This window comes from uncultured Thalassolituus sp. (assembly GCF_950066645.1).
GTDB lineage: Bacteria > Pseudomonadota > Gammaproteobacteria > Pseudomonadales > Oceanobacteraceae > Thalassolituus.
On the sequence record NZ_CATMFB010000023.1, the window covers coordinates 1 to 13,198 of the forward strand.

The window sequence follows — 13,198 nt, forward strand, 5'->3', positions numbered from 1 at the left end:
AACGCAGCATCGCCGATGGTAGTGTGGGGCTTCCCCATGTGAGAGTAGGTCATCGTCAAGCTCTTATTCAAAACCCCTGATCACTAACGTGGTCAGGGGTTTTTTCATTTCGAGCTTGCCGAACACGTCAAGGTCGATCGCGACCCCGGTCTATTCAAAGCCCCAGTAGCGAAAGTTACTGGGGCTTTTTCATTTGGTCACATCCCTGTCCAACCCTGAACAATTCTCCTGTCATATCTGTATTCCCCAGCGCAGTACTCTGGATTATGCCTACACTCAATAGAGCTTCAGGAGGTGTATGTGTTTCTTATTATCGAAGACAGTCCGATCGTACAGAAGATTTTGCAGCACACGTTGCGACAGCAGGGCATTGAGCCGGTGGTGTTTGCTTCTACCAAAGCCGAAGGAATTGAGCTGTATAACGAACACAAAGACAGCGTGGTCGCCGCACTGGTTGATCTGAACCTTCCTGATGCGCCTGATGGTGAAATGGTCAGTTACCTGCTTGATCAGCGTTTACCGGTTGTTGTTCTTACGGGTAGTGACGATCTGAATCAGCGTAAAGAGCTCCTCAAGAGCGGGGTCGTTGATTACGTTATTAAAGAAAATCGCTTCTCCTATCAGTATGCAGCGCGAATGCTTAACCGACTTGAGCGTAATCGCTCAATTACAGCGCTTGTGGTGGATGACTCTTCCACGATGCGACAGGCTGTAACGTCTTACCTCAGACTCCAGAATTTTCAGGTTGTTGAGGCTCATAATGGGGCTGAGGGACTTGAGAAGTTAGAGTCAGACATCTCTATCAAGCTCATCATTACTGATTATCATATGCCTGAGATGAATGGCTTTGCTTTTCTCCAGCAGGTGAGACATCGCTACGATAAGCGGCCACTGGCCATAATAGGCCTGTCGAGTCAGGAAGACGCGGATATCTCCGTGCAGTTTATTAAAAAGGGCGCGAACGACTTCCTCCAGAAGCCTTTTCAGCAGGAAGAATTCAGCTGTAGGGTGACGAACAATATCGAGGCGCTTGAGCAACTCGTTGCCGTTCAGGAGCAGGCCACTCTGGATTATCTGACAGGCCTCAGAAATCGTCGTTACTTTATCGAAGAAGGGGATGCGCTGGTTAAAAGGCTTCAGGCAGAGGGCAAGCCCTTTACTGTGGCACTAATGGATATCGACAGCTTTAAGGGGATTAATGATGAGTACGGTCACGATGCCGGGGATGCTGTCCTGAAGCAGTTGGCCGGATATCTACAGCAGACTTTCTTCAGGTTTCATATGGCTCGATATGGTGGCGAAGAGTTTGCGCTTATTCTGCCAGGTCTGGATACTGATAAAGCCTATGGGCTGTTAGATCAGTTCAGATCTTATGTGGCAGATCAGTTATTTATTCTGCCCGATGATGATTACATCAGGGTGACGGTAAGCACGGGCGTAGCGCCTTTTTCACCTTCCAATAAGAGCAAGTTGCATCAATTACTGCTGGATGCGGATGAAGCTCTGTACGCTGCGAAAGAGGGTGGCCGGAACCTGGTTGTGGTTCATGACCCGACCCTCTCTGCAGATTAGGTATCAGACTCCAGCGGCCTTAAACGTCGCGCTGACAATCGCCTGAGCTTCTTCAATGATCTGAGCGAGATGCTCGTCACCTTTAAAGCTTTCTGCGTAGATCTTATAGATCTCTTCGGTGCCTGATGGGCGTGCAGCAAACCAGCCGTTTTCTGTGGTGACTTTCAGACCGCCAATCGCCGCACCATTGCCTGAGGCATGGGTCAGCTTTTCTTTGATCTCTTCACCAGCCAGTTTTTCAGCCGTTACGTCATCGGCACTCAGTTTTTTCAGAACGGATTTCTGTGGGCCAGTCGCTGCAGCATCAATGCGCTTGTAGACTGGTGCTGAGAATTTTTCGGTCAGGGCGATGTAGTGTTCGCCCGGATCTTTGCCGGTGACGGCTTTAATCTCAGCAGCTAACAAGGCGAGGATGATGCCGTCTTTATCCGTTGACCATACCGTGCCGTCTTTACGCAGGAAGGAGGCGCCTGCGCTCTCTTCTCCGCCGAAACCGAACTTACCGGTATACAGACCATCCACGAACCATTTAAAGCCCACAGGGACTTCTGAGAGGGTGCGACCGAGATCGGCGGCGACGCGGTCGATCATACTGGAAGACACCAGTGTTTTACCAATGGCGAGATCCTGTGACCACTGCGGGCGGTGGGTGTACAAGTAGTTAATCGCAACCGCGAGATAGTGGTTTGGGTTCATCAGGCCGACGGACGGTGTAACGATGCCGTGACGGTCATAATCTGGGTCATTGCCGAGGGCGATATCGAAATCGTCTTTTAAGTCGATGAGGCCCGCCATAGCGTATGGGCTGGAGCAGTCCATACGGATCTTGCCGTCTTTATCGAGAGTCATAAATGAGAAGGTCGGATCAACGCTTTCATTTACCACTGTGATATCCAGACCGTAGGTCTCGGCAATGACATCCCAGTAAGCGATACCGGAACCACCTAACGGATCGACGCCAATCTTAACGCCCGCTTTGGCGATGGCTTCCATATCGATCACACTGGCGAGATCATCAACGTACGGTTTGATGTAGTCGTATTCTGTGACCAGATCCGATGCCCAGGCCTGAGCAAAATCGATACGTACAACGTCTTTACTGCCGCTGTTAATTATCTCGTTTGCGCGATCCTGAATCTGGGAGGTCACGTCCGTATCAGCAGGGCCGCCATTCGGTGGATTATATTTAAAACCACCGTCCTGAGGTGGGTTGTGCGACGGGGTAATAACCACACCGTCTGCCAGTTCGGAGGCTTTCCCAGCGTTGTACGTCAGAATCGCATGGGAAATTACAGGCGTTGGTGTGTAACCGCGACCTTGTTGTACACGTACGCTGATGCCGTTGGCGACCAGCACTTCGACAGCAGTGATAAATGCACATTCAGACAGGGCGTGGGTGTCCATACCGATATAGAGCGGGCCAGTAATATTATTCTGCTGGCGATACTCAACTAACGCCTGACAGATCGCAGCAATATGCGTTTCATTAAAAGAACCGTTTGCGGCGCTGCCACGATGACCAGATGTTCCGAAGCTTACCAATGTGTCGTCGGAGGGCTTGCGGACATAGTAGTCAGCGACCAGGCGGGGGATATTGGCAAGATCAGAAGCGAGGGCTTTCTGGCCGGCTCTTTCATGTAGGCTCATATGGCGAGTTTCCTTACAAAACGTCTAGTAATGGTGGGTATTGTGCCTTCTGCGTGTGACAGCTTCCAGACAGTTTCGGAAGAATGGCGGATGCATCGGTACTGTTGAACCGGACAGTGGTGATCATTCGGGCATTCGGTTACTCTCTGTGCAAACCTGTTTATGAGACTTCAGCATGTCAGAAGATACTATTTTCGGAAAAATCGCCCGCGGCGAAGCGGATGCTAAGATCGTTTATGAAGATGATCAGTGTCTGGCGTTCCGCGATATGTTCCCAGCGGCACCAATGCATATTCTGGTTATCCCGCGTAAGCCGATCCCGCGTTTATGTGACGCCGAAGAAACGGATGCAGCGCTTCTGGGGCACATGATGCTGGTAGCGAATAAAGTTGCCGAGCAGGAAGGCCTTGGGGATAAATTCCGTTTGGTTATCAATAATGGTGCTGGAGCGGGGCAGTCGGTGTTCCATCTACATATGCATGTCATAGGCGGCCGTGATCTGTCCTGGCCTCCGGGCTGATAATAAAGCTACCTGCGTCGCTGTGGCGGTGTTAAAAGTTCGCTCAAAGTGCTCACTTACAACCAGTAGGCTCCGCCTTCTCGCGAACTTTTGCCTTGCCACATCTTCCTCGCTGACGCTTTCGCTAAACTGGCTGTGATTTAAGCACCGCTGGCTGATGCTTTCTCTTGAATCGTTACACTCCACGTCTTCCGTTGCTTAATTTTTCTTATGAAAACCGAATTTAAAGAACTCCGTGCGCGTCTGCATGACGGGCGAAATCTTGTTGTTGATGACTGGTCGGTGTCTGCGGGTGAGACCTGGGGCATTATCGGGACGAATGGCAGCGGTAAGACGGTGCTGTCGCGCTTGTTTGCCGGTGACGTGCGTTTGAGTCACGGTGAGGTCTCTGGTCTGCCAGAGCGCGTCGCCTTTGTATCGCTTGAGGCGCAGGCGGCGTTGATCGAGCAGGAGCGTCGTGAAGATGAATCTGACCTGATGGATCAGAAAGATATTGGTACGCTGGTCAGCGAGTTGTTGGCGCCGGTTACGGAGGTCGCAGACTGGATTCAGCTGTTGGGGATGGAGCATATTCTGTCGCAGGGTTTCCGTTCGTTATCGACGGGCGAGAGCCGCAAGGTGATGCTGGTGAATGCAGTGCGGCAGAAACCGGACCTGCTGATTCTGGATGAGCCGCTTGAAGGGCTGGATACCAAGAGCCGTGAAGCGCTGGCAGAGGCATTGTTTAAACTTCACGAAAGTGGCCAGCGTCTGCTGTGGGTAGCGAATCGTTTGGATGAGCTGCCAGACTGGCTGACGCATCTGGCGTTTGTTCATGATGCCCGCCTACTGGTTCAGGGGGAGCGTGAGTCGGTACTTACCTCGCCTGAAGTCCATTCATTACTGCACTTTGATAAGCCGCTGTCAGAATTCCCGGAAGCGCCGGTGAAATACGAGTTGAACGCTGACGACCCGCTGGTACGTCTGGAGAATGGCTCAATCGTCTATGGCGAGCGCACACTATTTTCTGGTCTCAACTGGCAGGTTGAGCCGGGGGCGCACTGGGCGATCACAGGCCCTAATGGCTGCGGTAAGACCAGTCTGCTGCAGATGATCACAGGCGATAACCCACAGTGCTATCGCAACGAACTGTATCTTTTTGGTATGAAGCGTGGCAGCGGTGAAACCATCTGGGATATTAAAAAGCATATTGGTCTGGTGTCGTCGTCGCTGCAGTGGGAATACCGGGCAACCACCAACGTACTGACCACTGTGATCTCTGGTTTATACGACAGCATTGGTCTGTATCAGGCGGCAGGCGATGATGATCGTCGTCTGGCCGAGCAGTGGCTGGAGATTATCGGCCTGCGCCATAAAGCCAATCAGAGCCTGCATCATCTGTCGTATGGGGAGCAGCGTCTGGTTCTGATTGCCCGCGCTCTGATCAAACAACCACCGCTGTTGATTCTGGATGAGCCTTGCCAGGGATTGGATGACCCAAGCCGAGAAATGGTACTGGCGTTTATCCGTCGCTTGTCAGAACAGAAGACCATTACGCTTCTGTATGTGACCCACCATGCGGACGAGATTCCGGCGGGGGTAAGTCATCACTTACGGTTGGGTGTTGATAACCCCTGTGGATACGAAGTCTGAACTGTTGGTTTGTCGATACTGAGCGGAAGGACGCAGCGAGTACATCCCTGTATGCTTAGTTGTGCCATCCATGGCACAAATACCTTCCTTCTCAGTATCGACAACCCTTCGTGATAAACCCCAGCCAATAAAAAAGCACCCAAAGGTGCTTTTTGTTTTCGTGCGTCGCGGAAGCGTTATGAGCGAAGGTCAGGCTAGGCGGAAGTGGCTGAGGACGCGCAGTTTACATGGGGTAAATGAGCATTCCGAAGCCACTTCCAACAACGCCTGGCCGAGCGCAATAGCTTCTATTAGTACAGGACGCGGGCGCGGATGGTACCTTCCACTTCTTTGATCTTCTCCAGAGCCAGCTCCGACGCATCCGCAGCCACATCAATCACAACATAACCAACTTCTTCAACAGTCTGCAGGTACTGACCTGAAATGTTGATGTTGTTGTCGGCGAAGATGCTGTTGATAGCATTCATCACGCCAGGTACGTTCTTGTGGATGTGCAGGATACGGTGAACGTTCGGGTTGGATGGCAGAGCCACCTCTGGGAAGTTCACAGAAGACGTCGTGGTGCCGTTGTCGCTGTATTGAGCCAGCTTCTCGCCCACTTCTTTACCGATGTTTTCCTGAGCTTCCATAGTGGAGCCGCCTACGTGAGGGGTCAGGATGACGTTGTCGAATTCGCGCAGTGGCGTGACAAACTCTTCATCGTTAGAACGTGGTTCAACCGGGAATACGTCGATAGCCGCGCCCAGCAGTTTCTTGCTGCGAACAGCATCGGCGAGTGCGTCGATATCAACCACAGTACCGCGTGATGCGTTCAGCAGGATAGAACCCTGTTTCATCTCCGCGAACTGCTCTGGGCCCATCATCCACTTGGTCGCAGCCGTTTCTGGAACGTGCAGAGAAACAACGTCAGCGATGTTCAGCAGTTCATTCAGAGAACCTACCTGCTTAGCGTTACCGATTGGCAGCTTAGTGACGACGTCGTAGAAGTAGACTTCCATACCCATGCTCTCGGCCATCACAGACAGCTGCGTACCGATAGAACCATAACCTACGATACCCAGCTTTTTGCCACGGATTTCGTAGGAGTTGGTCGCAGACTTGCTCCAGCCGCCACGGTGACATTCGGCGTTCTTCGCAGGTACACCGCGCATCAGCATGATGATCTCAGCCAGTGACAGTTCAGCTACAGAACGGGTGTTGGAGTACGGTGCGTTGAATACTGCGATACCACGTTTGGTTGCCGCTTTCAGGTCAACCTGGTTGGTACCGATACAGAAGCAACCCACTGCGATCAGTTTTTCTGCTGCTGCGAAGATTTCTTCGGTCAGCTGAGTACGGGAACGAATACCCACGAAGTGAGCGTCTTTGATGGCGGCTTTCAGCTCGTCATCCGGCAGCGAAGTCTTCAGGTACTCAATGTTGGTATAGCCAGCAGCCTTGAGCGTATCCAGTGCAGACTGGTGAACGCCTTCCAACAAGAGGAACTTGATCTTGCTTTTATCCAGGGACGTATGTGCCATGGTGGTACCTATATCAGTAAGTAGAAACCGTCTGGTCCCCTGCCAGACCGGGTAGGTTGACAGGGTGGGCGGCCGAAAACCGCTCCGAAAAATAAGGCGCGTATGCTAGCATACACAACCATTAAAGTGAGCCTCATAGTCGCAAATCAAAGCGAAGATTGCTCAATTTGAGGTGAAGATCATTCAACTTCGGGTAACTCCATGACCACGTTGACACAAGACGCTCTGGTTGAGCAGCTTTCAGCCATTGTTGGCGCAGACAAAGTGCGCACTGATGCAGACTCTCTGGAAACCTTCGGTAAGGACTGGACCAAGATCTACCCGCCGAAGCCAACGGCGATTGTCTTCCCTAAAACCACCCAGCAGGTGGCCGACATCGTTAAGCTGGCAAACGAGCATCAGATTGCTCTGGTACCGTCCGGTGGACGTACTGGTCTGAGTGCGGGCGCCGTCGCTGCCAATGGCGAAGTGGTTGTGGCTTTCGATTACATGAACCAGATCTCTGAGTTCAACGCGACTGACCGTACCGTGAAGTGTGGCGCCGGTGTGATTACCGAGCAGCTGCAGACCTTCGCAGAAGATAATGATCTGTTCTACCCGGTCGACTTTGCTTCTGCGGGCTCCAGTCAGATTGGCGGTAATATCTCAACCAACGCTGGCGGTATCAAAGTAATCCGCTGGGGTATGACCCGTGACTGGGTGGCCGGTCTGACGGTTGTCACCGGCAAGGGCGAAATCCTTGAGCTGAACAAAGACCTGATGAAGAACAACACAGGTTATGACATGCGTCACCTGTTTATCGGTGGTGAAGGTACGCTGGGCTTCGTGACTGAAGCGACCATGCGTCTGACCCGCACGCCGAAGAACCTGACCGTACTGGTACTGGGTATTCCGGAGCTGGATGACGTGATGAAAGTGCTGAGCCAGTTCCAGTCGACCATGGATCTGACCGCATTTGAGTTCTTCTCTGACAAGGCGATGAAGAAAGTATTGGCCCGTGGTGATGTGCCAGCACCGTTCGAAACCAGCACCGACTTCTACGCGCTGATCGAGTTTGAAGCCGTGACGGATGCCGATATGGATCAGGCCATGGTGCAGTTCGAAAAGTGCATGGAAGAAGGTTGGGTCGTTGATGGCGTGATCAGCCAGAGCGAAACTCAGGCGGCGAACCTGTGGCGCCTGCGTGAAGACATTTCAGAAACCATCTCTGAATGGACGCCGTACAAGAACGACATTTCTGTTGTGGTTTCTAAAGTACCGCCGTTCCTGCGTGATATTGATGAAATCGTCACCCGTGAATATCCGGATTTCGAGATCATCTGGTTCGGTCACATCGGAGATGGCAACCTGCACCTGAACATTCTGAAGCCGGACGATCTGGCGAAAGAAGAATTCTTCGAGCGTTGCGCCAAGGTATCGACCTGGGTATTCGAGATCGTAGAAAAATATCAGGGCTCTGTATCAGCAGAGCACGGCGTAGGTATGACCAAAAAGCCATATCTGGAATACACCCGCTCTGCTGCAGAAATCGCCTATATGCGTGCAGTGAAGCAGGTGTTCGACCCGAACAATATTATGAACCCGGGCAAACTGATCGACGCCTGAGTCTGAAAACAACGGGAGCCTGGCTCCCGTTTTTTATGTAAGGAATTTTATGAAGTCGTTATTGTTGATTCCGTTTCTGGGTATTTCCGCCATGTCAGTTGCAGAGCCTGTATTTGTCGATCAGGTGAGTGCCGGATGTAGCAAAGTAACCGAGGCTACCTGTTGGACACAGAAGAGTGATGCAGAAGAGCATTGTCGCTCTGAGCTGAGTCGTCAGGCTGAAGAGGAAAATGCAGATACCTTGATAGTTACTTTGTTTGAGCAACAGGATATGCGCAAACCAAGCCTTGTCGGTGGCGTGAAGGTGGTGACAAAAACGCAGATGAGCGCGGACTTATATCGTTGTACCCAGACGCCTTCTCCGCAGACTCACGCTGAGCCTGGTGAGACGATTGAGCAGCGTCTGTTGAAGTTGAAAGACCTCAAGGAAAAGGCGTTGATCAGTGAGGAAGAGTACGCAGATCTGCGGCAAAAAATTCTCAATGAAATCTGAGATACCTCTGAATAAGCCTGAGCAGGTGAACTGCTGATCAGTAGCGCTTCAGGGTCTCTTCAGTATTGCCGCGATAGTGTTCAGGGCATTGAGACGTTGTTTATTCCATGGATGGAAATAACTGATTCTTAATGCGTTTTTAAATTTATCTTCGTTCGAAAACAAGGTGCCGGGAGTGATCATCACGCCCCGCGATTTCAGCGAGTGAAAGAGTGTGAGTGTATTCCGCTCTGGCGTGAGTTCGACCCAAAGACTCAGACCTCCTTCCGGAATCGACGTTGTATGAACTCCCTGCCAGGATCTTATTTCAGCCAGAAGCTGATCACGCTGTTGCTTCAGCCGGTGCTGCTGGCGCTTCAGGTGAGCGGTATAGGCACCACTGACAATAAAATCGGCCACCCCTTTCTGGACTGATGTTGGGCTGGCGAGCTGAGTGACCAGTTTGAGTTGTACAACATTCTTATGCCAGCGCCCCGCACTGATCCAGCCGACCCGCAGGTCTTTTGACAGCGTTTTTGAAAACGAGCTGCAGAGGATGACCCGTCCAGTGGTATCCAGGCTTTTTAACGGATCAGGGACAACACCGAGAGCCGTATCGGCATATATGTCGTCTTCAATGACAGCGAAATCATGAGCCTCGGCCATCTCCAGTAAGCGAACACGGGAGTGTTCTGGCATCAGTGCGCCGGTCGGCGTGGAGAAGCATGGAGACACTACGCAGGCTCTTATGCCCCATTTTTCTGCAGCAGCCTGCAGAGCGTCCATCATCATTCCACTCTGGCTTGACGACGGGATCTCAATAACACGCAATTTCAGTTGTTCGAGTAGTTGTAGTACACCGTAAAACCCAGGGCTTTCTACCGCGACTGTATCACCAGGCTGGCAGGTCGCCATCAACGCGAGAAATAATGAATTCTGACATCCGGAGGTGATGCAGATCTCATCCTGCGATACCGTCAGGCCTCGTTTCAGAAGGCGCTGTCCGAGTTGTTCCCGTAATGGGGCCAGGCCGTAGGGTGAGTCGTAGTAAAGGTGGCTTTTTCCCCTCTGCTGGCGCATCGCCCGGTTCATTGAGCGGTTCAGCAGCTCCAGTCCAGTAGTTGATTCATCTCCGGCACCCGGGCACAGATCGAAAGCCGACCCCGCCTGCATGATCTCCAGCAGAACATCACTAACTCTGGCTTCAAGCGGGGCGGGTACAAAGTCTGAAGGAATTTTCTGCTCCGCTGCGAGGCATACGTAGTACCCCGAACGGGGGCGTGCCTCAATCAGGCCACGGGCCTCCAGGCGTTCCAGCGCGTGCAGTACAGTGCCCTTGGCCATCTGATATTCATTACACAGGCTACGGATGGACGGAAGCTTGTCCCCCTGTACCAGGCGGCCAGCGGTGATCAGGCGGCTCAGCTGTTGCTCCAGCTGGAGGTATAGGTGTGCCATGGTCCGGGTTCCTGTTTATTAACTGTACCATTAATTATTTTATAATCTGTATCTTATTTGGTACAGATGGGGTGGGTAATCTGAGTGACATCCGTGATGTAGTGAGGGTGTTCGGATGGAACGTATCCCGGCAATAGAACTGACTCCGGCCAAGTCCGGAGAAAAAATTTATGTAAGGCTGTTTTCTGGCGTTTTCCGCAATCTCAGGCGTGTGATCAGCTGGCCACTACTGGCAGCGTATTTTGGTCTCGTCTGGCTGCAGTGGGATGGAGCGCCCGTTCTCCTGTTTTCATTTGAAGATGGGCGACTGTATTTCTTTGGAACGCAATGGGGCTGGCAGGATCTGCCTGTCATGGCGGGTATTCTGATTATTGCCGCCATTGGTCTGTTTGCGGCCTCGGCCCTGATCGGGCGCGTCTGGTGTGGGATGGCTTGTCCTCAAAGTATCTGGACCTGGATGTTTCTAGCCGTCGAAGAATTTACTGAGGGCAGCGCATGGAATCGACGCAGGGCTGACAGCGAGGGGCTGACGCTTTCGCAGTGGATAAGGAGGTTCAGCAAGCACCTTATATGGGGATTATTGGCACTATGGACTGCCATTACGTTTACCGGCTATTTCGTTCCCGTCAGGGAAATTCTTACAGGCCTTATTGGGACTTCGCCAGATATGGCTGTCTGGGGCTGGGTGCTGTTGATGGGGTCGCTGACGTATCTGAACGCTGGCCTGGTGCGTGAAAAAATATGCCTCCATGCCTGCCCCTATTCCCGTTTTCAGAGCACAATGTTTGACGATAATACACGGACTGTTTCATATGATGCGCAACGCGGAGAAGGCGGGGCGGGCGTTGGTAATTACAAAGACGGCGACTGTATAAACTGCAAACTCTGTGTTCAGGTCTGCCCCACAGGCATTGATATCCGGGAAGGATTACAGGCTGCCTGCATTGATTGCGGTGCCTGTATCGACGCCTGCGACAGCGTGATGGATAAACTGGGTCGTGCCCGCGGGCTGATTGGCTATCGCTCACACAATATTCTTAAGGGACTGCCATCGCCTTTTCTGAATCTTCGATCAGGCGGTTATGTCGTGGTCTTTTCGTTATCACTCATCGCATTGATTGCCTTTATTTCATTGCGGCCTGAATTATCTGTAGCGGTGACGCGTGATCGCCAGAGCCTGTATCAGGTGATGCCCGATGATACCGTCTGCAATAGTTACGACCTGGAAGTCGATACCTTTGCCGGGCGGGATACTCAGGTACACGTGAGAGTGGAAGGGCTCGAAGGTGTGGCAATAAAAGGGGCTTCCAGCTTTGTTGTGAGAGAGGTCGGTAGCTCTTTGAAACGTTATCAGCTCTGTGTAGACCGACCTTTGCCACGAAAAACTGACATCGAATTTATTGTGCGTAGTGATATGGATGAAGTCCATAAAACAACGTCATTCTTTTATGGGAATTAAAAAAAGCCGCACGTTGTGCGGCTTGATATTTTAATCTGATATCAGATTACTTCTTAACGCTAAGCTCTACGCGACGATTCTTCGCACGGCCTTCTGCTGTGTCATTCGTTGCAATTGGGTTGGCTTCGCCATAACCTTTTGCCGTTAGTTTCTCTGCACTGACACCTTTATTAATCAGGTAGTTACGGACTGATTTAGCCCGGTCTTCACTGATTTTCAGGTTGAGTGCGTCACTGCCACGGCTATCGGTAAATGCCTGCACTTCGATTTCCAGATCAGGATAGCGTTTCAGCTCGGCAGCAGCCTCATCCAGAATCGTTTCACTGTTTTCAGTGAGTTTTGCTGAGCTGGTTTCAAAGTACACACCTTGCAGTTTGCCTTTAAAGTCAGGGCAGCCATCACTGTCGACAGTGGTATTTTCTGGGGTTGCCGGACACTTATCTTTAATATCGACGACGCCGTCTTTGTCGCTGTCAACGGTTGCTGCCAGCCGGGCTTTCGCTGCGGCAGCCTCGGCTTTAGCCTGTTCTGCAGCCTTTCTGGTCTGCTCTTCGGTCATTGCCTGAGCTTTTTTCTGTTCCGCAGCCGCTGCATCATGAGCCGCTTTGACATCGTCCGTCATATCGTTATGAACTGAGCCGGTATGTTGTGCCACTGTGCCTGAACCAAAGCGCATCCCGGCTTCCAGTACATAGTTATTGTGTTCAATGACCTCATTAACCATGTCGTCGTAGCGGTACTCCGCACGAGCGAAAAAACGATCTGTGATGTCAGCCTGTATGCCAGCACCGACACTCAGAAGCGCATTTTCTTCCGCGAAGTTATCCAGAGATGCTTTACCGTAGCCAAGACCCGCAGTCAGGTATGGTTTGATGGTGTTTTCACCAAAAAAGAACAAACCGCTCAGGCGTGCCTGTTCTACGTCCGCACGACCTTCGTTCTGATCTGGCGAAGGCTGAACGATGCTCAGCTCCACCGCGGTGCTTTTGTCGATCATGTAGCCACCAGACAGCTCCAGATCGTAACTGTGTTTGATGTAATCGTCGAAGTAATCTTTGGTCACTTCGTGGTCGGTGTGAGCACCACCAATGGTGATGTAATAAGGGGTATCGGCATTGGCGATACCACTGGCAGCGAGAATGCTGACAAGTAGAGTACGTTTCACGGTTGTTCCCTTTAAAATAATTATGTATCGCACATACTGAGAGCTCAATATGACGGTTCAGTTATATCGGATGAGGGGATCAGAGAAAAGTTCCTGTTCAGCCAAATAGCCGGGAAAATCCGGAAGGAAATAAAAGTGGGAATAAATA

The 13,198-nt window shown here is 51.6% G+C and carries 10 protein-coding genes; 6 read left to right on the plus strand and 4 right to left on the minus strand.

Translation table 11 applies throughout. The features are described from left to right. Positions 1–300: 300 nt before the first annotated feature. Positions 301–1,572: a diguanylate cyclase gene (locus tag Q1L85_RS15865; protein WP_300427523.1), complete on the plus strand. Its 1,272-nt coding sequence runs from the start codon at positions 301–303 to the stop codon at positions 1,570–1,572. 3 nt (positions 1,573–1,575) lie between these two features. On the opposite strand, the gene pgm is transcribed toward Q1L85_RS15865, so the two are convergent. Beyond that, the gene (gene pgm, locus Q1L85_RS15870) at positions 1,576–3,219 is read right to left on the minus strand and encodes a phosphoglucomutase (alpha-D-glucose-1,6-bisphosphate-dependent) (protein WP_300427524.1); all 1,644 of its coding nucleotides are present in this window, start codon (positions 3,217–3,219) and stop codon (positions 1,576–1,578) included. Positions 3,220–3,394: 175 nt separating this feature from the next. On the opposite strand from pgm, the gene Q1L85_RS15875 reads away from it, so the two are divergent. Both Q1L85_RS15875 and modF read left to right on the plus strand, forming a co-directional pair. Next, complete coding sequence (locus Q1L85_RS15875; protein ID WP_300427526.1) at positions 3,395–3,739, plus strand: histidine triad nucleotide-binding protein; 345 nt, start codon at positions 3,395–3,397, stop codon at positions 3,737–3,739. Between the two features lie 210 nt (positions 3,740–3,949). Further along, a complete protein-coding gene (modF, locus tag Q1L85_RS15880; RefSeq protein ID WP_300433579.1) occupies positions 3,950–5,371 on the plus strand; it encodes a molybdate ABC transporter ATP-binding protein ModF in 1,422 nt (473 codons plus the stop codon). 290 nt (positions 5,372–5,661) lie between these two features. Here the strand turns inward: modF and serA are convergent, their stop codons facing one another. Next, positions 5,662–6,891 (minus strand): phosphoglycerate dehydrogenase, encoded by a 1,230-nt coding sequence (serA, locus tag Q1L85_RS15885; protein ID WP_300427529.1) that lies wholly within the window; start codon positions 6,889–6,891, stop codon positions 5,662–5,664. A gap of 201 nt (positions 6,892–7,092) precedes the next feature. On the opposite strand from serA, the gene Q1L85_RS15890 reads away from it, so the two are divergent. Both Q1L85_RS15890 and Q1L85_RS15895 read left to right on the plus strand, forming a co-directional pair. Next, positions 7,093–8,496, plus strand: coding sequence for an FAD-binding oxidoreductase (locus tag Q1L85_RS15890; protein WP_300427530.1), 1,404 nt, complete (start codon positions 7,093–7,095; stop codon positions 8,494–8,496). Positions 8,497–8,545: 49 nt separating this feature from the next. Continuing rightward, on the plus strand, positions 8,546–8,989 hold the full coding sequence (locus Q1L85_RS15895) for a hypothetical protein (RefSeq protein ID WP_300427531.1): 444 nt from the start codon (positions 8,546–8,548) through the stop codon (positions 8,987–8,989). Between the two features lie 48 nt (positions 8,990–9,037). Here Q1L85_RS15895 and Q1L85_RS15900 read toward each other — a convergent pair whose 3' ends face one another. Continuing rightward, positions 9,038–10,426 (minus strand): PLP-dependent aminotransferase family protein, encoded by a 1,389-nt coding sequence (locus Q1L85_RS15900; RefSeq protein ID WP_300427533.1) that lies wholly within the window; start codon positions 10,424–10,426, stop codon positions 9,038–9,040. A 115-nt stretch (positions 10,427–10,541) separates the two neighbouring features. On the opposite strand from Q1L85_RS15900, the gene ccoG reads away from it, so the two are divergent. After that, on the plus strand, positions 10,542–11,885 hold the full coding sequence (ccoG, locus tag Q1L85_RS15905; protein WP_300427535.1) for a cytochrome c oxidase accessory protein CcoG: 1,344 nt from the start codon (positions 10,542–10,544) through the stop codon (positions 11,883–11,885). 46 nt (positions 11,886–11,931) lie between these two features. Here the strand turns inward: ccoG and Q1L85_RS15910 are convergent, their stop codons facing one another. Continuing rightward, positions 11,932–13,050, minus strand: a complete 1,119-nt coding sequence (locus Q1L85_RS15910; protein ID WP_300427536.1) for an OmpA family protein — start codon at positions 13,048–13,050, stop codon at positions 11,932–11,934. Between the last annotated feature and the right edge of the window lie 148 nt (positions 13,051–13,198).

Bases quoted from the DNA above. Each gene is read 5' to 3' on its own strand.
- Q1L85_RS15900 (WP_300427533.1), bottom strand. From the start codon at position 10,426: ATGGCACACCTATACCTCCAGCTGGAGCAACAGCTGAGCCGCCTGATC.
- serA (WP_300427529.1), bottom strand. From the start codon at position 6,891: ATGGCACATACGTCCCTGGATAAAAGCAAGATCAAGTTCCTCTTGTTG.
- Q1L85_RS15875 (WP_300427526.1), top strand. From the start codon at position 3,395: ATGTCAGAAGATACTATTTTCGGAAAAATCGCCCGCGGCGAAGCGGAT.
- ccoG (WP_300427535.1), top strand. From the start codon at position 10,542: ATGGAACGTATCCCGGCAATAGAACTGACTCCGGCCAAGTCCGGAGAA.
- pgm (WP_300427524.1), bottom strand. From the start codon at position 3,219: ATGAGCCTACATGAAAGAGCCGGCCAGAAAGCCCTCGCTTCTGATCTT.
- modF (WP_300433579.1), top strand. From the start codon at position 3,950: ATGAAAACCGAATTTAAAGAACTCCGTGCGCGTCTGCATGACGGGCGA.
- Q1L85_RS15890 (WP_300427530.1), top strand. From the start codon at position 7,093: ATGACCACGTTGACACAAGACGCTCTGGTTGAGCAGCTTTCAGCCATT.
- Q1L85_RS15895 (WP_300427531.1), top strand. From the start codon at position 8,546: ATGAAGTCGTTATTGTTGATTCCGTTTCTGGGTATTTCCGCCATGTCA.